At 46.0% G+C, this 22,139-nt stretch carries 19 protein-coding genes and 2 pseudogenes; 13 read left to right on the forward strand and 8 right to left on the reverse strand.

Features of this window, described 5'->3' with window-relative positions:
* Positions 1-187: pseudogene (locus RIG27_RS24780) on the forward strand (hypothetical protein); the annotation flags it as partial.
* Between the two features lie 225 nt (positions 188-412).
* Here RIG27_RS24780 and RIG27_RS24785 read toward each other — a convergent pair.
* Positions 413-799 (reverse strand): hypothetical protein, encoded by a 387-nt coding sequence (locus RIG27_RS24785; RefSeq protein ID WP_446340789.1) that lies wholly within the window; start codon positions 797-799, stop codon positions 413-415.
* Positions 800-1,286: 487 nt separating this feature from the next.
* Between RIG27_RS24785 and RIG27_RS24790 the strand changes: the two genes are divergently transcribed.
* From RIG27_RS24790 to RIG27_RS24805, 4 genes are all read left to right on the forward strand, one after another.
* Positions 1,287-2,669 (forward strand): RNA-guided endonuclease InsQ/TnpB family protein, encoded by a 1,383-nt coding sequence (locus RIG27_RS24790; RefSeq protein WP_446349635.1) that lies wholly within the window; start codon positions 1,287-1,289, stop codon positions 2,667-2,669.
* A 242-nt stretch (positions 2,670-2,911) separates the two neighbouring features.
* On the forward strand, positions 2,912-4,063 hold the full coding sequence (locus RIG27_RS24795; RefSeq protein ID WP_446349637.1) for a nucleotide-binding protein: 1,152 nt from the start codon (positions 2,912-2,914) through the stop codon (positions 4,061-4,063).
* Positions 4,064-4,332: 269 nt separating this feature from the next.
* Entirely contained in the window at positions 4,333-5,847 is a 1,515-nt protein-coding gene (gene glpK, locus RIG27_RS24800; protein WP_446349639.1) for a glycerol kinase GlpK, read from the forward strand.
* A 428-nt stretch (positions 5,848-6,275) separates the two neighbouring features.
* Positions 6,276-6,575: a ferredoxin gene (locus tag RIG27_RS24805; protein WP_446345749.1), complete on the forward strand. Its 300-nt coding sequence runs from the start codon at positions 6,276-6,278 to the stop codon at positions 6,573-6,575.
* 243 nt (positions 6,576-6,818) lie between these two features.
* Here RIG27_RS24805 and RIG27_RS24810 read toward each other — a convergent pair whose 3' ends face one another.
* From RIG27_RS24810 to grxC, 4 genes are all read right to left on the reverse strand, one after another.
* The gene (locus RIG27_RS24810) at positions 6,819-7,037 is read right to left on the reverse strand and encodes a hypothetical protein (protein WP_446349641.1); all 219 of its coding nucleotides are present in this window, start codon (positions 7,035-7,037) and stop codon (positions 6,819-6,821) included.
* A 717-nt stretch (positions 7,038-7,754) separates the two neighbouring features.
* On the reverse strand, positions 7,755-8,861 hold the full coding sequence (locus RIG27_RS24815; protein ID WP_446349643.1) for a Gfo/Idh/MocA family protein: 1,107 nt from the start codon (positions 8,859-8,861) through the stop codon (positions 7,755-7,757).
* Between the two features lie 80 nt (positions 8,862-8,941).
* Positions 8,942-9,910, reverse strand: coding sequence for a glutathione synthase (gshB, locus tag RIG27_RS24820; RefSeq protein WP_446349645.1), 969 nt, complete (start codon positions 9,908-9,910; stop codon positions 8,942-8,944).
* A 190-nt stretch (positions 9,911-10,100) separates the two neighbouring features.
* Positions 10,101-10,379 (reverse strand): glutaredoxin 3, encoded by a 279-nt coding sequence (gene grxC, locus RIG27_RS24825; protein ID WP_446349647.1) that lies wholly within the window; start codon positions 10,377-10,379, stop codon positions 10,101-10,103.
* Positions 10,380-11,074: 695 nt separating this feature from the next.
* Between grxC and RIG27_RS24830 the strand changes: the two genes are divergently transcribed.
* The 5 genes from RIG27_RS24830 to RIG27_RS24850 all read left to right on the forward strand — a co-directional run bounded on the left by RIG27_RS24830 (position 11,075) and on the right by RIG27_RS24850 (position 15,682).
* Entirely contained in the window at positions 11,075-11,980 is a 906-nt protein-coding gene (locus RIG27_RS24830; RefSeq protein WP_446349649.1) for an MBL fold metallo-hydrolase, read from the forward strand.
* A gap of 150 nt (positions 11,981-12,130) precedes the next feature.
* Positions 12,131-13,108, forward strand: a complete 978-nt coding sequence (locus RIG27_RS24835) for a bifunctional riboflavin kinase/FAD synthetase (RefSeq protein WP_446349651.1) — start codon at positions 12,131-12,133, stop codon at positions 13,106-13,108.
* A 17-nt stretch (positions 13,109-13,125) separates the two neighbouring features.
* The gene (locus RIG27_RS24840) at positions 13,126-14,034 is read left to right on the forward strand and encodes an AAA family ATPase (protein ID WP_446345763.1); all 909 of its coding nucleotides are present in this window, start codon (positions 13,126-13,128) and stop codon (positions 14,032-14,034) included.
* Positions 14,035-14,263: 229 nt separating this feature from the next.
* A complete protein-coding gene (locus RIG27_RS24845) occupies positions 14,264-15,124 on the forward strand; it encodes a Uma2 family endonuclease (RefSeq protein WP_446349653.1) in 861 nt (286 codons plus the stop codon).
* A gap of 27 nt (positions 15,125-15,151) precedes the next feature.
* Positions 15,152-15,682: a cytochrome C gene (locus RIG27_RS24850; RefSeq protein WP_446349655.1), complete on the forward strand. Its 531-nt coding sequence runs from the start codon at positions 15,152-15,154 to the stop codon at positions 15,680-15,682.
* Between the two features lie 38 nt (positions 15,683-15,720).
* Here the strand turns inward: RIG27_RS24850 and RIG27_RS24855 are convergent, their stop codons facing one another.
* Both RIG27_RS24855 and RIG27_RS24860 read right to left on the reverse strand, forming a co-directional pair.
* Positions 15,721-17,145, reverse strand: a complete 1,425-nt coding sequence (locus RIG27_RS24855; RefSeq protein ID WP_446349663.1) for an O-antigen ligase family protein — start codon at positions 17,143-17,145, stop codon at positions 15,721-15,723.
* Positions 17,146-17,175: 30 nt separating this feature from the next.
* A complete protein-coding gene (locus RIG27_RS24860) occupies positions 17,176-18,303 on the reverse strand; it encodes a ligand-binding sensor domain-containing protein (protein WP_446349657.1) in 1,128 nt (375 codons plus the stop codon).
* A gap of 601 nt (positions 18,304-18,904) precedes the next feature.
* On the opposite strand from RIG27_RS24860, the gene RIG27_RS24865 reads away from it, so the two are divergent.
* The 3 genes from RIG27_RS24865 to RIG27_RS24875 all read left to right on the forward strand — a co-directional run bounded on the left by RIG27_RS24865 (position 18,905) and on the right by RIG27_RS24875 (position 21,236).
* The gene (locus RIG27_RS24865) at positions 18,905-20,335 is read left to right on the forward strand and encodes a form I ribulose bisphosphate carboxylase large subunit (RefSeq protein ID WP_006098099.1); all 1,431 of its coding nucleotides are present in this window, start codon (positions 18,905-18,907) and stop codon (positions 20,333-20,335) included.
* Between the two features lie 85 nt (positions 20,336-20,420).
* Positions 20,421-20,810, forward strand: coding sequence for a RuBisCO chaperone RbcX (gene rcbX, locus RIG27_RS24870; RefSeq protein WP_446349659.1), 390 nt, complete (start codon positions 20,421-20,423; stop codon positions 20,808-20,810).
* A gap of 75 nt (positions 20,811-20,885) precedes the next feature.
* Positions 20,886-21,236 carry a ribulose bisphosphate carboxylase small subunit gene (locus RIG27_RS24875; RefSeq protein WP_446349661.1) on the forward strand — a complete coding sequence of 117 codons (351 nt, stop codon included), beginning with the start codon at positions 20,886-20,888 and terminating at the stop codon, positions 21,234-21,236.
* 62 nt (positions 21,237-21,298) lie between these two features.
* Here the strand turns inward: RIG27_RS24875 and RIG27_RS24880 are convergent.
* A pseudogene (locus RIG27_RS24880) lies at positions 21,299-22,139 on the reverse strand (RNA-guided endonuclease InsQ/TnpB family protein); the annotation flags it as partial.

Here is a 22,139-nt window from a genome sequence, read left to right on the forward strand (position 1 = left end):
TCGCTACTATGAGCATCTTGCTCGCTACTATGAGCATCTTGCTCGCTACTATGAGCATCTTGCTCGCTACTATGAGCATCTTGCTCGCTACTATGAGCATCTTGCTCGCTACTATGAGCATCTTGCTCGCTACTATAGCTACGAGGATAAGTTAGGACATCAGTTAGTCCAAGAGGGAACTGCTTAACAGGGAATAGGGAACAGTCAAGAATGTCATAACCTATCTTAGTACCGCTATAATACCTAATTTAAATGCATGACAGCTTACTGGTATGTAGTTGTTTCAGTTGTTTCAGTTATTTCAGCCGTTAAATCTGTCCTAAACTTTATGACAACAGCTATAATTCAAACCTAAAAAACACAGACGTAGCCAGCTACGTCTGTACTTATTTGTCTATTTTGCCTATCTATCTTAGACAGCGCCGGGTCCTCGACCACGCTCATCTTTTTCCATCGTCAACTCGCCTTGGCGTTCTTCATCGAGTTGTTGCAGTTCTTGGACACGTTTAGCTGTCTCTTGCTCTTCTTTTTGGCGCAAGTCGCCCGGTTCGTTAACATACATTTCCGGCTCAATGGCAAAGTTATTCACCAAGCCTTCGTTGTCTATGGTATATCCCTCAGTAGTGTCGATACTATCAGGATTAGTTTGCTTCTCTCCCGTAATCTTGGTCTTATAGTTATCTCCTTCCCGTTCCTGACGGGCGGCTGTTTCCGCCGGAACCAGGTTTCTGTCGTAGTTTTCGTATTTAATTTGCTCTTTTGTTTTAGCTTGGCGATCTGAAGGATTGGTCTGAGTCATAATAAGTCCTCGAAAATCATCAATATGTATGTATTCCACTTTCCAACTTACAGAAGGATTAATTGACATACATCCCTCTGACGAATTAAATTGAATCCACTGTTGAGGTGTTTAGCACAAATGCATCCATCTAGAGGCTTATATTTGATACTCTCCAGCCTAAAAATGTGGAGATTATTCATTCTGACTTACGGTACAGCGCAGGGCTTCCCGCCGAATTAAGCTAAATTCAGAATATTGACAGCAGCACCCAATCTATAGGGGAGAGAGGGAAGATGGGGCAGAGGGGCGAGTTCTTAGCTTGATCTGGCGAGAAGCCTCACGCCATAATCTACGATTTGGCGTTGAGGCTTCCGGTGAGCGTCAGCGTTCGACTGAGCGCTCACGCCGAAGTCCGAACCGATGAATCGCCCGTGAAGAAAAATTTATTTTCACTCTGAATTTTTATCTGCAAGAGTAGTATAATTGTCGTGGGAGGTGATAGAAGTTGAAGCGAAGTAAAGACACATTTAAGACAAGTTACCAGTATCGAATTGTGCCAAATAAGCAACAGTCAAAACAGCTAAACGAATGGCTGTACAAATTGTGCCGTATACACAATTTAATGCTCTCAGAACGGTTTAAATGGTGGGAGTGTAACCGCTCACCTGTCAATGCTTGCTCAATCTATATCACTCACCTACCAGAACTTAAAGACCCACCAACATACTACTATCAAAAACGCGCTAACCATTGGTCAAGGGAGTCTGATGATGCCTTATATAAAGGTGTTCATTCTCAGGTGATCCAGGAATCAATTAAACGAGTAGAAGATACCTTCAATCGGTTCATCAAGGGTGACTTTAAAAGACAGAGAAGCGGTAAGCCTCGATTTAAGTCTGTCAAGCGTTACAGGACATTTTGTTTCCCTCAGCTTAAGGCAGACTGTCTAACAGTTTCACCCAATCCCCATAAGCGTAAAAACGGGAAAGCCAGACGAGACATTGCTCAAATCAATCTACCTAAAATTGGTCAGGTTAAAGTTATTTATCATCGCCCTATTCCCGAAGGATTTACTATTAAAACGGGGCGAGTCTCTCACAAAGCAGATGGATGGTATGTGACTTTATTGCTAGAGGATAAGACCATCCCCAGTCTGACTCCACCAGAGATACAGGCAAATGAAGAGAACTCCTTAGGGCTAGATGTTGGTTTAGAGAAATTCTGGACAGCATCCGATGGAACCGTTGAAACTATCCAACAGCACTATCGCAAGTCAGAGGACAAACTAGCCAAGCTTCAAAACCGCAAGGACAAAAAGCCGCACAAATCAGCATCACGGCGCAAATTGGCAAAAAAGATATCTAAGCATCATCAAAAGCTACAACGGAAGCGTAAACAGTTCCATTATGAGTCGGCAACGCAACTGGTAAGCCGCAATGAACAAGTGTTCTTTGTGGAGGATATCAAGTCCGCTAACTTATCACGCAAAAACAAGCCAAAACAGGATGCTGATGGCAAATATTTACCCAATGGACAAAGCGCTAAATCAGGTTTAAACAAATCAATCAATGATGCTGGCTGGGGTCAATTCCTTTCAATTCTCATTTACAAACGGCAATTGCCTGGTAGAGACGCGCCATGGCGCGTCTGTACGGTGGTGAAAGTGAAACCTGATAACACGAGTCAAGTATGCTCTTGTTGCGATCTCCTAGTTCAAAAGGATTTATCAATCCGAGTACATGAGTGTTTGTGTGGATTGATTCTAGACAGAGATTGGAATGCGGCGATCAATATCAAGAGAGTGGGCTCTTGCATATTCCCCACTATAAAATGCCGGAAGCGTAGCCGTAAGACTACGACAAAGGAAGCCCACACTATACCCGTTTAGGGTTAGTGTGGGAGGATGTCACATTTAGCGTGCTACATCTCTACTCAAAATTTTGGACAGGTGCGAAAAGTGGGGCGAATTGATGATAAAAGTTACAATAAAAGTTACAATAGTCTAGAGTGTCTATCCAAAAATAAGGGTTGACTTATTGGACAAGGTGTGTGTAAGTAAAAACAACCCTTTATCCTTTCTGGTATCCCCGTTTTGACTTATTACTTATTACTTATTGTTTCATCGTAGTTATGTCATCATCTCGAAAGCCGCCTTATATGAGAGACTTTGCTCAGTTTGAGCAACATGTGGCAACGATTTTTCAGAACGAGGGGTGGACTGTTACCACTCCCGACCCCAAGCCGCCGGAATATGATCTGGTGGTTAGCAAAGAGGGCCAAATTGGTGCAGTTCATCTGAAATGGTTGATCAGTAATGTCCAAAAACCCCAAATACTCCGATTTTTAGGCTTTTTAGAATCGAAACCAGGTCAAGAGTTTAACTGTGGCTTTTTTCTCACCACCAAAGGCTATGGTGCGCCCGCGAATGCTTTAATTCGCTCCTGGGGTTCAGATGCTAAAATTCAATGTGGAATTACGGCGGATAACCAAATTCTCTGGGTTAATGAGGATGAATTACCGCCGCCAGAACCACCGAAACCGGGTAAAATTTATGTTGGTGTTTTTACCTGTAAAGGTGGCGTGGGCAAAACGACTGTATCTGCTCATTTAGCGGGTGCATTTGCCTTGGAAGGATTTAATGTAGCGCTCGTCGATTTAGACCCAGAACAAAACCTGCAAAAGCTATTAGGAGATGGGGTGGATGTTCCCCGACCTAGAGGTGTTGGCGCGAGTACCTACATCGCCGTCTATGACTGGCGTGAGTGGCACGAAGATGCTGCACGGGATTGTAAAGTGGTCGTTTGTGATTGCTCACCTGCCTTAGAACGTAATCCCAAAGAGCTGGTGAGTCAATTTGACTATTGTATTATTCCTACCACCTTAAATCCCTTGGGACTGAATAAACATGGTCAAGTGATTAAAGATACGGTAAAAGGCATCCGAGATCTCAATCAAAAAGCTCACTTATTTGTGCTAGTCAATAATTTTAAATATCCCGGTTCTAAACGGCGATTGCGGTTGCTCAGAGATACGTTTTTGAATACCTATAATGAAGTCAAAGCTATTGATAATAAGTTTCACTGTATTGATCCCAAATATGCTTGTATTCGCTCTAGTGATCAATTGTATTATTGGGGAATTCATTTACTCGAAAATCCTGACGAAGCTCGCAGTGAGTTAGCGTTTAAACTGGTGGGTGGAATTTGTTATCCCCGCGATGATTTTATTAATCTCGCCGATTATATTGAACGGGAAGCGGGATTAGGGATTCTCAGAAATTGAGAAAGACAGAGATGGGGGAAATGGGGGAGATGGGGAACAAAATTTCTATAGCCTATTACCCTGTTCCCTGTTCCCTGTTCCCTGTTCCCTATTCCCTGTTCCCTGTTCCCTATTACCCTGTTCCCTGTTCCCTATTCCCTGTTCCCTAACAAATGACAATCTCCGGTCAACGCAAAGAAAGACTACAGAGAGTAGCCGAGCGATCGCATAACCTGGTAAATCTGTACTCAACCCTATTTGGGGTTTAGCTGTAAATTTATAAGATTGCGATGACGACTAACGCTAAATACGTCCTAGCCCTTGACCTCGGTACCACGGGGAACCGAGCCATTCTATTTGACAAGCAAGGTGCGATCGCGGGACAAGTTTATCAGGAATTCACCCAACACTACCCCCAACCTGGTTGGTTGGAACATGATCCCCAGGAAATTTGGCGGGATACTCGTGACTGTATGCAGCAAGTCTTAAAGGATAAGGGGGTGTCAGCTTCAGAGATTGCGGCGATTGGTTTAACCGTACAGCGCGAAACTTGTTTACTCTGGGATAAGACCACAGGAGAACCGTTGCATAATGCAATCGTTTGGCAGGATCGACGCACGGCGACTCGATGTCGGGAGTTAAGCCAACAGGGACATGATACGGATATTCAACAACGTACCGGATTAGTCCTGGATGCTTATTTCTCAGCCACGAAATTAGAATGGCTGCTTAATTGGGTGCGCCAAGAAAAGCCGGATACGAATTTCGATAACGTCTTAGCTGGCACCATCGATACCTGGATTCTCTGGAATCTTACCGGGGGCAAAGTCCACGCCACAGATCACAGTAATGCCAGCCGCACGATGCTGATGAATCTCGCCAATCAGGATTGGGATCACAGCCTTCTGGATTTATTTGGCATTCCGGCTCAGATTTTGCCCCAAATTCAACCCAGTATGGGACTGTTTGGCAAAACGGAACCCAGTTTGTTAGGGGAAGAAATTCCGATTATGGCGATTTTCGGTGACCAACAAGCGGCGCTGTTTGCTCACGGTTGCGATCGCCCGGGTATGCTCAAATGTACTTATGGTACAGGTTGCTTCTTAATTTCCTATACGGGCAAAGAACTGACGCGATCGGGCAATCGACTCCTTTCCACCGTCGCCTGGACAAATGCGGCAAATGGCAGTGGCACTGATGTGGCTTATGCCCTAGAAGGGGCGATGTTCACCACCGGGGCTTGTATTCAGTGGCTGCGAGATGGTTTACAACTGATTAATTCTGCCGCCGAAACTGAACCCCTAGCCCGTCAAGTCGAAGATACCAACGGGATCTATTTTGTTCCCGCCCTCAGTGGTTTGGGTGCCCCCCACTGGGATATGAGTGCCAGAGGTGCATTCCTGGGTATTACAGGCGGTGTCAAGCGGGAACATATGGTACGGGCGGTATTGGAATCGATCGCCTATCAAGTCAGAGAAGTCGTTGATGCCATGAACAAAGACGGCGACACCCCGATCAAACTGCTGAAAGTAGACGGTGGTGCGTCTCAGAATGACTTTTTAATGCAGTTTCAAGCCGATGTCCTCAACATACCCGTGGAACGCCCCGCCGTTCTCGATGCAACAGCGCAAGGTGCGGCATTTGGTGCAGGGTTAGCCGTTGGGTTCTGGGATGATTACCATAAGCTCGTTACCCAAACCTCCATCGAACGGACATTTGAACCAGGAGATGGCACAAAAGCTGCCCAGGATAATTTTATCAGTTGGCAGAAAGCCGTTGAACGCGCCAAGAATTGGGTGGAGTGACATCTTCCCACAGTGGAATCTCTGATTCACCTTACTTAGGCTTCCCCGCCCTCGCATCCGGCGGGGTGGTTTATATCTAAGTACAAATCATCGAACTTAATTATAAATATAACTAATGCTGATTAATCAGAGGTTTAATCCGTCAATAGCTCTAATCAAAAACCAGGCAAACCCTTGTCAATACCGTCATTGACTGGGATAGTCGTGCCGCACATATCTGGACACTAACGGCTTGATATACATATAAGAATAACTGATTTAATATTCAATTAACACTTTCATTCCTAATCCTGTTTAAACTTTTTAACTTTTTTTCGTAGTATCAGAAGTGAAGCAGAAAAAGTTAGTCCCATCAGCTTAGGCTAGTTGGGGCAGTATACTACAGCACAAACTATTCTGCTGTTTCAGACTAATAGAGAGGAACACAAATGGCAAGTTACAAAGTTACCTTAAAGAGCGAAGCTGAAGGCTTAGATACAACTATTGAAGTACCTGATGACGAGTACATTCTCGATGTGGCGGAAGAACAGGGTATTGATTTGCCCTATTCTTGCCGTGCTGGTGCTTGTTCGACCTGCGCTGGTAAACTCGTCAGTGGTGAAATTGATCAGTCTGACCAGTCTTTCTTAGATGATGATCAGATTGAAGCTGGATATATTTTGACCTGTGTAGCTTATCCTAAATCTGACTGCACCATTACCACTCACCAAGAAGAAGAACTGTACTAATTCTGTCAATATTGCTCAGGCATTAACTCAATCGCCTAATCCATCAATAAGCAAGCCGGCTAACTATCTTAGTCGGAAAAGCAGGAACACAAAAAAACGGTGTTCCTGCTTCAACAGTATATAGCGTTTTCATTGGCGATGTGGAAGTCACCATAGTAGACAAAGGGAACAAGGAACAGGGAACAGGTGTTTTTTTATGTGATGAGAAACTAGCATTGGATTCCATAAAGTATGAATAATTATTTACCCTTCCAGTTGTAACTGTGTTTCTGTTCTGGGATGAGGTATTGCTTGAGGAATTGGTAACTCCAGGCTTCTCGGTGATTTCTTCTTGAGTTGCTGGAGTTGTTTTCGACTTGCTTTATCTTTGTTAATAAAACGATTATTGAGAGTTTGAATCTCCTGGAATTCACTTTCGGCTGATTTAAATAACCACTTATCATCCGAGTCAAATTCAAACATCGAGGTTAAGTGACATTGAGTAGGATGACTATATCGCATACATCCGCTATCAGAAGAGTTGGCATCGCAAAAAGGGCATTGAATTTGGGAACACGCATTCATAATAGGCTGTGACATAGGTGAATTTTTCTTCAACCTCAACAGGCACGGAAATCAAGACATTTCATCCTTACCTTAACATTTCTAGACTCATTAAGTGGGGCTTAGGTTCCGAAGTCTTCAAGTCTCCTGCCATAGACTTATTCTAGGGAGGATAGCCATAAACCTCTTATTCTATAAAATTTTCATGAACATCCCCCTAGTGGGGATGTGGCTATAAGGGCTTTTAACCCCTTGTCTTTATGGAAGATTTACATAATTTTACCGTTATTTTTACTCATACTTTAAATATTTTTTTACAAGTAATTATTATTTTGAAAAATTAAATTAAAACGCCTCAATTATTCTCTCAATCTATTAAATTAATTGGGTAAATTTGATGCTCAAGTAAAAGCATTAATCATTTTATTTTGTGACTATAAACTATAAAAAATGTAACAAATGCTACCGAATATCCCCCAATATAACTCTTACTTTTCACAAGAGTTAGCTGAATGAAGGTGAGGAAGATGGGAAAAGCCGGGAAGAAGTCAATTTATCCTCCTCATTTAGGGGTTAAAGTTATCAGAACACTGTTCCCTGTTCTCTCCCCTCACCACAATACTGATTCAGCAACCTCTAAGCTAAAAAACTGGATAAACTAGGTACATCTACCCAAATGTTTTCTTGATGCGATTGATGGGTTAAATCCATTAATAATTGGGAATAGACTCCTTCTGCCAGCGAAGGAATCTGATGTTTATCCCCATCAATACTTAGTACCCACTGATCCACAACCCGAATAAAGGGTGCTAAACGTCCATCTGGGTAAACTTGGGGAAATGCTAGTCGTTTGGGAATGTCTACTTCTGACAGCGATTCTCCAGCCGGGGCTGCCCAAAGCTGAAATCCATGGACATAATCGTTTTGGTTGGAACTGCCCAAAACCAACGTTCCGCCATCGCCATAGACTTCGACAAAATGCCCCCGCCCATTATAAGTCACGGAACTGATGCAAAGTTGGCAAGGTGTACCATCGGCTAATTCCAGCATCAGCAGACAGGTATCATCGGCGTCTACGGGTTTTAGTTTCCTCCCTTCACTGGGATCAGGGCGTTCGGGAATGGCTGTATTCAGTTGGGCGCACAACCGACGCACCGAACCAAACAACCAATTAATGTAATCAAAAGCGTGAGATCCCACAGCGCCTAATGCACCTCCGCCCTTCTCTTTTTGGGCGTACCAGTTCCAAGCCCGCTGCGCGTTAGCCCGACTGGAGACTAACCAGTCAATTTTAATCAGACGCTTTTGACCAACATAGCCGGATTCTAAATGTTCTGCCAAGAGTTGCCATGGGGGAACAAAGCGAAATTCAAAATCTGGCATAGCTACAACCCCTTGCTTCTTGGCGAGGTGATAGAGATCTCGCGTTTCGGTAGCTGAGAGGGTCATTGGTTTTTCCAATAACAGATGTTTTCCGGCTTGCAACACCTGCTGCGCCATGTCGTAGTGGAGAAAGGGTGGGGTAGAAATACTCACCGCTTGGACATCTGGCATCGCTAGTATATCCTCCAAGCGATCGCTCGCTTGGGGAATATTATGAGATTCAGCTACCAACTTGGCTTTATCTAGGTGAGGATTATAAACCGCTACCACCTGTGTGCGGGGGTGAATCTGAAAACCTGGGATATGAATTTTCTGTCCAAATCCGGTACCGATTACAGCAACTCCAATTTGATTTGTCATTTGTTGTTCGTCATTCGTCATTCGTCTTATGTCCTCAGACAAGAAAGAGGGAATGCAACTGATCGCTGATAACTCATGAATTATGAGTTACTTGGGTTTTCAACCCAGGCAATCACGTCTTTGCCTAAGCACGTACCATTAAGTTGGTCAATCTCACGGATACCCGTTGGACTGGTAACATTTACCTCGGTGAGATAGCCACCAATGACATCGATTCCCACAAAATATAAGCCATCTTGTTGTAACTGGGGTTTGAGCAACGCACAAATTTTTTGCTCTTGCGGTGTAATTTCTGTCGCCGCCACTCGACCCCCAACTGCCATGTTGCCGCGAAATTCGCTACCCGTGGGAATGCGATTGACTGCCCCAATCGGGTCACCATTTAGGAGGATGATCCGCTTATCTCCCTCTTTAGCCGCCGGAAGATAGGTTTGCACCATGACGGGTTCATATCCCCATTTAGTGCTAATTTCGACTAGGGAATTAAAGTTGCGATCGCCTGCCTCTAAAAACAGAATTCCTTCGCCAGCTTTACCTCCCAAGGGTTTAAGCACGGCTGCTCCTTTTTTCTCTACGAATTTCTGGATGGTCAACTTATCCTGGCTAACAATGGTTTCAGGAATCACTTCCTTGAACTGTAGGGCATACATTTTTTCGTTTGCCCGTCGCAAACCTGTCGGTGTATTGATAACCTGAGTCTTTTTGGGGTTAATGTAATCAAGAATGTACGTCGCATAGAGGTAGGGAATGGTCACGGGGGGGTCAGTCCGCATAAAAACGGCATCCATGTCCTCTAACGGAAGGGAGGCAGTATCCGAGATAGTGTACCAGCGTTCACTGACGACCCAACGCCCCTCAACGAGTTCGGCTGGGGTTAACTGAACTTTCTCTAAATTTGCCCACGCTTGATTATTGACAACCGTTAGCTTTTGAGCTTGAGTCACCCAAACGTCATGACCTAAGGCTTGAGCAGCTTCCATGAGTGCCACGCTCGTATCATGACTGGGATTGAGCTTTGAGAGCGGGTCAATGATAAACGCAAATTTCACGCTGGAATCCTACCTCGGTTATTCATAACAAGTTGCGGCTAATAGTACCATTTTGGGGTTTTTAGGGGCGGGTTTAGGGACTTTCGTTTCACTATTGACGATAACGTTGGTTCAAAACCCGCCCCCAGCTTCCCCAGCTTCCCCAGCTCCCCCAGCTCCCCCAGCTCCCCCAGCTCCCGGAACTCCCCTATCAATGACTTGCCCCTGCTCCGTCTTGCAGTAAGGTATCTAGTTCACCTTGTAGTTCTAACCCATAAAGGTCGTCGCAACCCCCAATATGGTGGTCATTGATAAAAATTTGTGGCACAGAACGGCGTCCATTTGCCCGTTGTGCCATTTGGTCTCGCGCCTGTTCATCACCATCGATACAATATTCGGTAAAGTTAATGCCCTTTTCATTGAGCAGCCCTTTCGCCCGTATACAGAAGGGGCAGCGGCTCCAGGTATAAATTTCGACCTTGGGTTCCATTCTCTTTTCTCGCAACATTTCTTGAATTTTAGCTTTCTTCGCCGGAACGTCTGCACAAAGTCATTAAGTTATTCAAGCTCAACTTGAGCTAAAAAGTGATCAAAATCACATATTGGTGTTGCCTCAAATGCCAGGCGGGTTTTAGCTAAACTTGTTAGGCTGTGGAAAACAGTAGGTATAAACTAGAGGTAAAGCATCTCAGACCTGATGCTAATCCGTGAGGAACTAGCATCAGATATAGTAGCTAGACCCCTTAACCCAAAAAGGAACTAGATCGCTTTATGCCACTACCTCCCTCAGACCACTACTGCTGAATAGTCTCGAATGATGAGTGGTGTGAGCCACTTGAAAGGGTTGGGAACGGATTTATCGCTCGCGATCGCGGAAGTTATTCCCTGGTGATAAATTCCGCAGGCGTTAAATGTTACTTGACGTCCCTAAGCTCATCCATCCACAATCAAAACAACTGGTTCAAATCAGCTTAAACAAAAAAAACTCCTAAACTACCATGACTATTCTACTTAAATTCCTCTGGGAGTTTTATTTGGTTGCCTACCGCTAGCAAGAATATGTTGATAATTACTCCAGGTCGGTGGAGATGTTAAGACTGTGGGAATTGGATGAAAAAGACTCCTCATCAACCTGAAAATACTACAACCAAATGGACTGTCTGAAAAAGCCTGCAAGGAAAAATTATGTCTAGTCAACACAACGGATTTACAATTCACTTTTGGGGCGTTAGAGGAAGTATTGCCTGTCCGGGTCCAGAAACGGTTCGCTATGGCGGAAATACCCCTTGTGTGGAAATGCGAGTGGGTAGAGAACGATTAATTTTTGATGGGGGTACGGGCTTGCGGGTGTTGGGACAGTCCATGCTGTCACAAATGCCAGTGGAGGCTCATATGTTTTTCACCCACTCCCACTGGGATCATATTCAAGGGTTTCCGTTTTTTGTTCCCGCGTTTATCAAAAGCAATCGTTTCCGTATCTATGGAGCGATCGCGCCCAATGGTTCCACGATTAAGCAACGCCTCACCGACCAAATGCTCCATCCCAATTTTCCCGTCCCGTTGCAAGTCATGCAAGCGGATTTGCAGTTCTATGACCTAGAGGTTGGTGAAAGCGTTAAGCTGGGCGAGATTACCGTCGAAAATACCCTGCTCAATCATCCCGGTGAAGCGGTGGGATATCGGGTGAATTGGTGGGGACATGCAGCCGCCTACATTACCGATACCGAACATAGACCTAGTGGTTTAGATGAAAATATCTTAAAACTGATTCAAGATGTGGATGTGCTGATCTACGACGCCACCTACACGGATACCGAATATTATTCTCCGGCAACCAGCAAAGTGGGGTGGGGTCATTCGACTTGGCAAGAAGGCATTAAGTTAGCCAAAGCCGCTAACGTGAAAACTCTGGTTATCTTTCACCACGATCCGTTACACAACGATGATTTCTTGGATCGAATTGGTGAAGAAGCCATCCAACACTTTCGCAACACCGTTATGGCTCGTGAAGGCTTGTCCATTTCTTTGGTGGAGTCGGCTGTCTCCGATCCAGTACCTCTGCAACAAGAGGCAAAAGCTTCTATTCGATGATATGATATCTCCGACTTTATCCCTCCTACCCGATCCCTGACGTCTTGAAGAAGTTGGGGATCTAAGAACTTTAGTATACGAATTTAACTCAAAGTCAACGAGTTTGTCAAGATCTAGCCACGACTCCGAGAATGTGTAAAAATGTAAAGCGTGTGGGTTACTTCTTCTCTTGCCACTGCTTTAACACCAACTGCTGTTGCCCTAGGAAACTTTGACGGCATTCACCGAGGGCATCAACAGGTCATTCATCCTATTTTGCAGCAATCTAGCCTTTTACCCGGTCAGTCTGAGCCGATAAATCCTCAAGAGAGGGTTAATCAGAAAGGAAATCATATTTATCCGACTTTGGCAACCTTTTATCCCCATCCCCGTGAATTTTTTTCCGGTCAACCGTGGAAGCTATTGACACCAAAGCCCGAAAAAGTAGATCAGTTGCAGCGCTTGGGCATTGAACAACTGGTACTACTGCCCTTTGACCGAGAATTGGCGGCATTAAGTCCAGAACAATTCGTGGACAAGATTTTAATTGAACAATTGCGAGCCACCCATGTCAGTATCGGAGAGGATTTTCGCTTCGGATATCGTCGGACTGGAACCGCGAAGGACTTGCATGCGATCGCAGCCACTTATGGGGTTCAGGTTACCATTGTTACTATCCAAACCTGTCAAGGTGAACGAATCAGTAGTTCCTTAATTCGCCAATCCCTAGAAGAAGGAGATATCCTCAAAGCTAATCGCTTATTGGGGCGTCCTTACAGCATTATGGGTCAAGTTGTCAAAGGGCAGCAATTAGGCAGAACTCTAGGATTTCCCACCGCCAATCTGGAATGGTTCCCCGACAAGTTTTTACCCCGCAATGGGGTTTACTGTGTGCGAGTCAGCCGTCCCTCATTTCCTGACCAATGGGGTGTAATGAATATTGGAGAACGTCCTACTGTCCACGGAAACTGCTTGACAGTTGAGATTCACCTGCTAAATTGGTCTGGTGATTTATACGGACAGACGATAACTGTGAGCCTAGAGCAGTTTTTGCGACCGGAACAAAAATTTGCCTCTCTAGATGAGCTGAGGAAGCAAATCCAGGCTGACTGTGCGGCGACGATAACTTTTTTTGAAACCCAGGAATAGGGAATGGGGAAGGGAACATGAGAGAACGGATTGAGCAACTCAAAGAAAATCTGGCTCGGACGATTGTGGGTAAAGCCGATGCCATTCGTTTAGTCCTGGTTGCTTTGCTCTCAGGCGGTCATGCTTTGCTAGAGGATGTACCTGGGGTGGGTAAAACGCTGCTGGCAAAATCCTTAGCACGTTCCATTGATGGGCGATTCCAGCGAATTCAATGTACACCTGACCTCTTACCTGCGGATATCACCGGGACGAATATCTGGAATCCCAGTAGCCGTGAATTTGAATTTCTCGCCGGTCCAGTCTTTGCCAATATTCTACTGACTGATGAAATTAACCGGGCAACCCCGCGCACGCAGTCAGCATTACTGGAGGTGATGGAAGAACGGCAAGTGACTGTGGATGGGGAATCTCGTAAAGTTCCCCAACCCTTTTTTGTGATTGCTACTCAAAATCCGATTGAGTATCATGGCACGTTTCCCTTACCAGAAGCGCAAATGGATCGATTTACCCTATCTTTATCCCTGGGGTATCCGACGCCTGAGGAAGAACTGCAAATGCTGCAACTGCATCAGGGGGGGATGGTGCTTTCGGAGCTTAAATCCTGTATTTCAACGGAGGACATTTTGGAATTACAGCGGCTTTGTCAACAGGTGCAAGTTGAACGAGAGTTACAGCAGTATATTCTCAACTTGGTACGAGCATCTCGTGAGGCGGAAGATGTGGTATTAGGAGTTAGTCCACGGGGTACTTTAGCCTTACAACGGGCGGCACAAGCTTTGGCATTTTTAGAAGGGCGAAATTATGCGATTCCCGATGATGTAAAAATGTTAGCACCTCATGTTTTGTCTCATCGTCTCATGGCAGCGGGGGGGCGACAGGCGAAGCCGATTGTTGAACAGTTATTGCGTTCTGTGGCAATTCCGTAAGAGGAACTCGTGGAAAATTGTCATAAAAGCGACAAAATTATCTCGGTTACGACGAAGGGTGGGTTTTACTGTTCCATTATCGGTGAGGAGGGCGGGTTTTGTTGAACATTTAGTTGAACATTTATTGGTTGATATCTAAATTAAGTCCCATTACCCGCCCCTAGGATTTGTCCTTAAAGGGAATTCCTAAAATTGACTTATTATTTCTGATCATTCCTAGCTAGATCTTATGTTTCCGATTAAATACCCCGTTCCTCAAAGTGATCCACCCAAATCGCCGAGGGAAACCTTGCCGACGATGTATGATCTCAAGAGTGAAAATCCGGAGGAACCTGGTTTGCCTGATGAGTTCCATGATTGGCAGGCACAATTGTTGAGCCTCACGTTCTGTCCGCCCGATTATCCGGTGGAGGAGGTGTTTTGTGCTAGTGACATGAACCTTTACTATGATGTGCGTCATGCTCTATGGTACAAACGACCTGATTGGTTTGGTGTGGTGGGCGTACCCCGACTTTATGATCAAGTCGATATGCGCCTGTCTTACGTGGTTTGGCAAGAGGGGGTAGATCCGTTTGTGGTGGTGGAGTTACTGTCTCCTGGTACGGAAAAAGAAGATTTAGGGGAATTTGAGCCGGAAACATTGGCGCCTGAGTCAACGGAGCGTGAGGCTAATGGACAAGCCATTGAGCCTCATGCTAAGGATAAACCGCCGCGAAAATGGCAGGTTTATGAACAGGTTTTACGCATTCCTTACTACATCGTTTTTAGTCGTTATACCAATCAGCTCCGAGTATTTAAACTAGAGGGGGCGCGTTACCAAGAATTAGAGTTACCCGAACCGAGAGTGTGGATGAGGGAGTTAGAGTTGGGTTTAGGGTTATGGCAGGGTGAGTTTCAAGGGGTTGAGCGCTTTTGGTTACGTTGGTATGATGCGGAGGGTAACTGGATTCTGACTGAGGCAGAACAGGAGCGACAACGAGCTGAGGAGGCTGAATCTAGGGCTGAGGAAGCAGAAACTAGGTTAGAATCATTACTTCAGCGACTGCGGGAATCCGGAATTGACCCTGATACATTTTTGGAGGGTCAATAATAACAAATGACGAATGACAAATGACGAATGACAAACTATAACAATCTGCGATCGCAAGCCGTTTTATTTGGGCTAGTACTGGTTTGGAGTATCCTCCTCGGCGGCGGTATGGCAGGAATTTTAAAGGCAGCAGAAATACCCAAACCCCCGAATTCAGAAACACGGGTAGCAATTGGCACGATTGACCCAATTCCAGAGCGCTATCAAACTGGGTTAAAACTCTACTTAGAAAACTGTGGTAGTTGTCATGTTGCCTTACCCCCAGAAGTCCTGCCAACCCAAACTTGGCAAACTCTGTTACTAGAACCTGAACAGCACTATGGACAACGGTTAGAGCAAATTCCGCGTCCGTTTATCTTTATTGTCTGGAATTATTTACGAACGTTTTCTCGTCCTTTAGCAGAAGATGAGCAAACGCCCTTTCGGGTGACTGAATCACGGTATTTTAAGGCGCTTCATCCCCGTATTGATTTACCTCCGACATTGACGGCGACTGGGTGCATCAGTTGTCATCCCGGAGCAAGAGATTATAACTATCGGCGTTTGACACCAGAGTGAGAAAAATTAAAGTTAACGGCTCTTATAGTCATTAGTCATTAGTCATTTATGAGGGTTTCCAGTTTGTTTTTGTCAGGTTTAGAAGCAGTCACTCCAGCGATCGCGGATAGAAGTAGCCACCCCAAGGTATTCACCCGTAAATCAAAGAGTGTGACATCCAGAATATTGAATAAAATACAGCCGCCGAATGCGACTAAATAACTAAAGACAATTAATCGATCGCGACTTGAGAGCGATCGCGCTTGATTTATCCAGAGAACACCTTGCCCTAGAATCCAGCCAACTAAGCTACAAAGTAGAATTGTTGCCGGAATCCCCACTTCAGCCGTCAACATCAGCATCAGATTATGGGGATGACCGAGCCACAGATCCATCTGCTGTTCGTAAAGCAACGTAAAGTTCCGCAATCCCCAACCAGTCCAAGGACGCTGCTGAGTCAGTGACAAAGCAAAGCGCCATTGGGTTATCCGCATTAACGCCACAGGGCGATCGGGATGAAGCTGATCGGTGAGTCGCGCCCAAAAGTAAGCCGGAACAATCATTCGCAACCCGTCTCGGAACGGAGAGGGACTAAACGCCGCCGATGGTACAGCGACAGCCGCAGCGACTACTATCCCAACCATTGGGCGCCAGCCTTGATCAAGTGCAACAGCCAAACCCACTACAATCAAACTACCCCAAGCATTTCGGGAATGAGTGAGGATGATCGCGATCGCATTAGCAATTTCCACTCCAGTTAAAAATAGGAGGACTCCCCCGGCTTCCCCCAGAAGGGCGGGTTTAGTTAAGTTATCGGTTTGGCGCCAGTTATCCGTCAAACCCGCCCCTACACCCCCGGCTTCCCCTGCTCTGTGTTGTCGCCAAGCTTGAAACATCTCAATCCATAGTCCCAACCCTAAAGTAAAGACAATTTGCAGATAAGCCGCCAGAATATTGGCGTACATGAACACTGAAGCCATACGCCCTGGCGGATTTCCCTTTGCTTCTAATACCCAACCCAACAGGGCGGGAAACTGTGGTGGGTGCGCCCAACCAAGAAATAACTGCCCGAAGCCGAGAATCACAACCAGTACAGAAGGAATCACCAGAATCCAGGCGAGACGCCTTAGCTGGGCTGGTGTTTGAATTAAGTCACTGAATGCGGCTAAAAAAGCAAAGAATGGCAGGAAATTGGCTAAACCCAGGAATGCTTCTGTGGGGTTATAGGCTTGACTTGCGTTGATAATGAGCCAAAGGCTCAAGATTCCCAGTCCCCAGTTTAGAGGACGCCGAATAATCCGGCGATAGTCTTGCCACCAGGTTCCGAGTAAGGCAAAACCCACACCCACAGCCCCCAAAGCGGGAAACCAGGGAAAGATAAAAAATCCGACTTGGGCGCAATTCCAAGTGCCTTGTAAGCGGGGTTGAGGGTGGCGACTGAACAGATATTTATAGATTTTTTTAATTATGAATGATGACCAAATTACCAATTACCAATTACCAATTACCAAAAACTAAAACGTCTCTGGCGGATTCTTTACGAACGCTAAATGGGGTCTGACTTGACCCGTGGACAGGCTAACCCAGGCGAGTCCTTCCGTCGTTCCCACCCATAATTTATTCCCTACATCTGGGGACAGGGAAAGAATATAGTCTGAGGGAAGATTCGACAGTTCACCCAACACGGCTCCTGTTTCCGCTCTGATTTTTAATAAGCCACGTTCGGTACCAACCCAAACACTACCATCTAGAGCAAAGCGCACCGCTGTTACACTACGTCCCCGTAATGGTGTCACCGAACGCGGTTCACCAAAGGGGTTGTTCGGGTCAATCACTAACAGACTACTGGGAGTTCCCACCCACAGCTTACCATCGGGTCCGGTGGTTAGGGATTGGACAATGGTTCCGGGTAAATTACCAATCCGCCGAAGGATGAAAGCGCTCTTCGTATCGATTTGCACTAATCCTTCTAATGTACCCACCCAAAGTTGACCGTCTTCATCTAATGTCAAAGCATTGGCGCTAACGCCAGGGAGTTCTTGCACTGTGGTCATTAATAATCCTTGGTCAGGACTAATCATAGCCAAACCGCGATCGCTTCCTACCCAGAGATACCCGCGCCGATCAACTTGTAAGGATAAGACCCGATTGGAGGGTAATGTAAAGTTTTGTGCAGTAACTTCGTTACTCCGAGGATCGACTCGTAACAATCCTTCATAGGTTCCCAGCCAAATTCGTCCGACTAGGTCTTGGGCTAAGGCGTCGATTGTGTAGTTAGGTAAATCAACACGGGCTTTTAGGCGTCCAGTGTTCGGGTCAACTCGGGATAATCCTAAGTAGGTTCCCACCCAGAGATCACCTGTGTAGTCGGGTTGCAATGCGGGAACGCGAAAATCCGTGGGTAGGGGTTCGACTTCTCGCCGTAAGCGTTCAGGGGGTAACGGTTCGCCTCCAGGGGGAGGGGGCGCACCTCGATAGTCGGGGGCTGTCCCCAGTTCGGTTTGAGCTAGGGTCTCTTGTGCCAGTACTGGGTTCGGATCAGTCCCTACCCCTAGAGGAGAGATTAGTCTGGTCAGGGGCAACCCCAACCCTAGCAGGGTAGCACCGATGAAAAGACGAATCGGGGCATTCAAAGACGCCATGGTGTCTGAGACGATTTGGATAGTTTTTCTATATATCTATATTAGTCGGAGTGATGTTTCCTCCTAGGCTATAGCATCTATACCTCAATATGTGCCAGATTTGTTCTTTTGTAACAATAAATTAATATAAATTTACATCTTGTTAAGTGATAACAGTACCTTATACAATTCTCAAGAATATTTGAAGTTAAACTTATTGAATTCTTTGGTATATTAACAACGTTGCTGAAAATTTAACGGGTCTGGCAAGGAGCTGCATGACGTGCTGCTTCACTAACGCGCTATGATTGTTTAACTTGGCGTGAAATGAATTGCCGGATTAGCTAAAGCCAGAAGGCAAGAGAAGCCAACATCAAGCAATTGTTTGTTTGGTGATGTGGGATAATGACTCTTGTCTGATCCGCTCAATAAAAAAATGTCTTGGCTCAGTCAAGTTTTTTGACCCAAAATGACGGATAATAGGTAATTCACACACCAAAAACCAACATGAGCAGGTTGGGTGTGGGGATGCACCCAATGGAAGCCTACATTCTAATCTTTGATTGAATGTAGGAGGATGTCACCCTGTCGCAACATTCAGTAGTTCCTAAGGAAGGAAAACATGTCTTACGCTAAAACAAAAACTCAGTCAAAAGCTGGGTACGATGCCGGGGTCAAGGATTATAAATTAACGTATTATACTCCGGATTACACTCCTAAAGATACAGATATTCTGGCAGCTTTCCGCATGACTCCGCAGCCGGGAGTTCCCCCGGAAGAAGCGGGTGCGGCGGTAGCAGCAGAGTCTTCCACCGGGACATGGACAACGGTTTGGACAGACCTGTTGACTGACCTGGATCGCTACAAAGGTCGTTGCTATGAAGTTGAACCAGTCCGTGGGGAAGATAATCAGTATATCTGCTACGTTGCCTACCCCTTGGATCTGTTTGAAGAGGGTTCTGTAACCAACATGCTGACCTCCATCGTGGGGAACGTGTTTGGATTTAAAGCCCTGAAAGCCTTACGTCTAGAAGATATGCGGATTCCCGTCGCTTATCTGAAGACCTTCCAAGGACCGCCTCACGGTATCGTGGTTGAGCGGGATAAGTTGAATAAGTACGGGCGTCCCTTATTGGGTTGCACGATTAAGCCGAAGTTAGGGTTGTCGGCGAAGAACTATGGTCGTGCCGTTTATGAATGTCTGCGCGGCGGTCTAGACTTCACCAAAGACGACGAAAACATCAACTCCCAGCCCTTCATGCGCTGGCGCGATCGCTTCCTGTTTGTGCAAGAGGCAATTGAAAAAGCCCAGGCGGAAACCGGTGAAGTGAAAGGTCACTACCTGAATGTCACCGCCCCCACCTGCGAACAAATGATGGAGCGGGCTGAGTTCGCCAAAGAACTGGGTACGCCGATCGTCATGCATGATTACCTGACAGGTGGCTTCACCGCGAACACCACCTTGGCAAAATGGTGCCGTAGCAATGGTGTACTCTTGCACATCCACCGGGCGATGCACGCGGTAATTGACCGTCAGAAGATCCACGGTATTCACTTCCGGGTGCTGGCGAAGTGCTTGCGGATGTCTGGTGGTGACCACCTCCACTCCGGTACCGTTGTGGGTAAGCTCGAAGGTGAAAAAGGCATCACCATGGGCTTTGTTGACCTGATGCGGGAAGATCATATCGAACGCGATCGCGAACGCGGTATTTACTTCACCCAAGACTGGGCATCCATGCCCGGTGTCATGCCCGTTGCTTCTGGTGGTATCCACGTTTGGCACATGCCCGCCCTGGTGGAAATCTTTGGCGATGATTCCTGCCTGCAATTCGGTGGTGGTACCCTGGGTCACCCATGGGGCAATGCTCCCGGTGCAACGGCTAACCGTGTCGCCTTAGAAGCTTGCATTCAAGCCCGTAATGAAGGACGCAACCTGATGCGTGAAGGTGGCGATGTTATCCGCGAAGCGGCTAAATGGAGTCCTGAATTAGCGGCGGCTTGCGAACTTTGGAAGGAAATCAAGTTCGAGTATGAAGCGGTTGATACCGTCTGAGGCAGTATGAAGTGTGAAGTATGAAGTGTGAAACTTCATACTTCATCATCAATACTTCATGCTATTAGAGGGCTGGGATCAGACTATGGATCTAAAACGAGTTGCCAAAGATACAGCCAAAGTGCTTACCAATTACATGACATACCAAGCACTGCGAATTGTCCTGGATCAATTGGGTGAAACTGACCCCCCCCAGGCGCTGTGGCTGCATTCTTTTTCGGCAAACCAAGGAGTTCAAGATGGAGATGCCTATCTTCAAGCACTCTTGGTGGAAAAACAAGAACTGGCATTTCGGATCATGACTGTGCGACAGCTTCTAGCTGAAGAAGTGGCAGACTTCTTGCCAGAAATGGTTTGCACTAGCATTCAGCAGTCAAATATGGAATATCGACGCCAGTATCTTGAGCGAATGACACAACTCAGTCTCTCTGAACACCCAGCCTCAACCGAACAGCAAACTGATTCGGACACCTAGTTAGCAATTAATCGGTACTCTTGCCACGTTCTGGCATACCCGTAGTTCACAAACACAACCGTCAAAAAATTACCCATGCAAACTTTACCGAAAGAGCGTCGTTACGAAACTCTGTCTTATTTGCCGCCTCTGAGCGATCAGCAAATTGTCCGCCAAATTGAATACATTTTGGATCAGGGTTATATTCCCGCGATCGAATTTAGCGAAACCTCTGAACCGACACAGCACTACTGGACAATGTGGAAGCTGCCCCTGTTCAACGCCACTTCGCCTAAAGAAGTTATGGCTGAGGTAGATGCTTGTCGCTCTGACTATCGCGACAACTATATCCGCGTTGTGGGTTTTGATAACATTAAGCAGTGCCAAGTTTTGAGCTTTATTATCTATAAGCCCGGTGAAAGTGGTCGTAGCCGAGGTTACTACTAAGTCGCAAAGGCTTAAAATCTGCTGAGATAGGAAGGAGAGGTTTGATTACCTCTCTTTATGAACTACAGCGACTTACTTCGTTGAAGTCGCTGTTTCTGACGTTTCTTCGCCGATGGCTGCTTCATGCTTGGAGCAATCAGTAGAGCTAGGCGACTCGGCGTCTAAAGAGGCTCGTTCCAAACCCCTTGCCCAAATCTCATTAACTTGGGCGGCATTAACATCTCTGTCCTCAACATGGTTACAGTCGGGATTAGAGCAAACATGAACTCTATCAGCTAAAGTCTTAGGCGTTAATTCCCAACATTTAGCACACCGTTGAGTTGGTTTGAGCGTTCTAGTTGGTGACTCGACATAAAACCCACCAGCTTCCGCAGCTTTGTAGGTTAACAAATCACCGATTATGCCAAACCCAACGTCGAGAATAGACCGATTTAACCCGGCTTTTTGTTTCTTGCGCTTGCCCTTCTTGGCTTTTCGAGTCATGCCCTTGACATTTAACTGCTCTCCAGCAATTAGGCTATTACTGCTAACTATCTTGCTGGTTGTTTTGTGCAGCCAATCTTCTCGTTGTCGGGATATCTTGCTCTGAAGTTTAGAAATCCGTTTTCGTTCTTTTTTCCATCGTCTTGAACCCAAAACTTTCTTGTTTCTATTAGGTGGTCTCTTGCGTCTTAACCGCTTTGAGGCTACCTTAACTTTCTTGTGCCCCTCCTTAATAAAATCTGGTTTAGCAATTTTCTCGCCAGTTGAAAGCGTTACTGCATCTTGGCAACCTAAATCTATTCCAATTGAACCTGTACCTGTTTGGCGAGTCGGATTGCACTGCACGGTAATTGACGCATACCACTTACCGTTTCTAAAAAAGATTGTGCAGGTTGTTGGAGTTCCCCAAGTCCTAGCTTG

Origin of the sequence: Coleofasciculus sp. F4-SAH-05 (assembly GCF_040222985.1) — a bacterium.
Taxonomy (GTDB): Bacteria; Cyanobacteriota; Cyanobacteriia; order Cyanobacteriales; family Coleofasciculaceae; genus Coleofasciculus; species Coleofasciculus chthonoplastes.

Excerpts from the sequence above, each read along its gene's own strand:
- RIG27_RS24785 (WP_446340789.1), bottom strand. The coding sequence starts at position 799 with ATGACTCAGACCAATCCTTCAGATCGCCAAGCTAAAACAAAAGAGCAA.
- RIG27_RS24795 (WP_446349637.1), top strand. The coding sequence starts at position 2,912 with ATGTCATCATCTCGAAAGCCGCCTTATATGAGAGACTTTGCTCAGTTT.
- glpK (WP_446349639.1), top strand. The coding sequence starts at position 4,333 with ATGACGACTAACGCTAAATACGTCCTAGCCCTTGACCTCGGTACCACG.
- RIG27_RS24805 (WP_446345749.1), top strand. The coding sequence starts at position 6,276 with ATGGCAAGTTACAAAGTTACCTTAAAGAGCGAAGCTGAAGGCTTAGAT.
- RIG27_RS24810 (WP_446349641.1), bottom strand. The coding sequence starts at position 7,037 with ATGTTTGAATTTGACTCGGATGATAAGTGGTTATTTAAATCAGCCGAA.
- RIG27_RS24815 (WP_446349643.1), bottom strand. The coding sequence starts at position 8,861 with ATGACAAATCAAATTGGAGTTGCTGTAATCGGTACCGGATTTGGACAG.
- grxC (WP_446349647.1), bottom strand. The coding sequence starts at position 10,379 with ATGGAACCCAAGGTCGAAATTTATACCTGGAGCCGCTGCCCCTTCTGT.
- RIG27_RS24830 (WP_446349649.1), top strand. The coding sequence starts at position 11,075 with ATGTCTAGTCAACACAACGGATTTACAATTCACTTTTGGGGCGTTAGA.
- RIG27_RS24840 (WP_446345763.1), top strand. The coding sequence starts at position 13,126 with ATGAGAGAACGGATTGAGCAACTCAAAGAAAATCTGGCTCGGACGATT.
- RIG27_RS24845 (WP_446349653.1), top strand. The coding sequence starts at position 14,264 with ATGTTTCCGATTAAATACCCCGTTCCTCAAAGTGATCCACCCAAATCG.
- RIG27_RS24850 (WP_446349655.1), top strand. The coding sequence starts at position 15,152 with ATGACAAACTATAACAATCTGCGATCGCAAGCCGTTTTATTTGGGCTA.
- RIG27_RS24860 (WP_446349657.1), bottom strand. The coding sequence starts at position 18,303 with ATGGCGTCTTTGAATGCCCCGATTCGTCTTTTCATCGGTGCTACCCTG.
- RIG27_RS24865 (WP_006098099.1), top strand. The coding sequence starts at position 18,905 with ATGTCTTACGCTAAAACAAAAACTCAGTCAAAAGCTGGGTACGATGCC.
- rcbX (WP_446349659.1), top strand. The coding sequence starts at position 20,421 with ATGGATCTAAAACGAGTTGCCAAAGATACAGCCAAAGTGCTTACCAAT.
- RIG27_RS24875 (WP_446349661.1), top strand. The coding sequence starts at position 20,886 with ATGCAAACTTTACCGAAAGAGCGTCGTTACGAAACTCTGTCTTATTTG.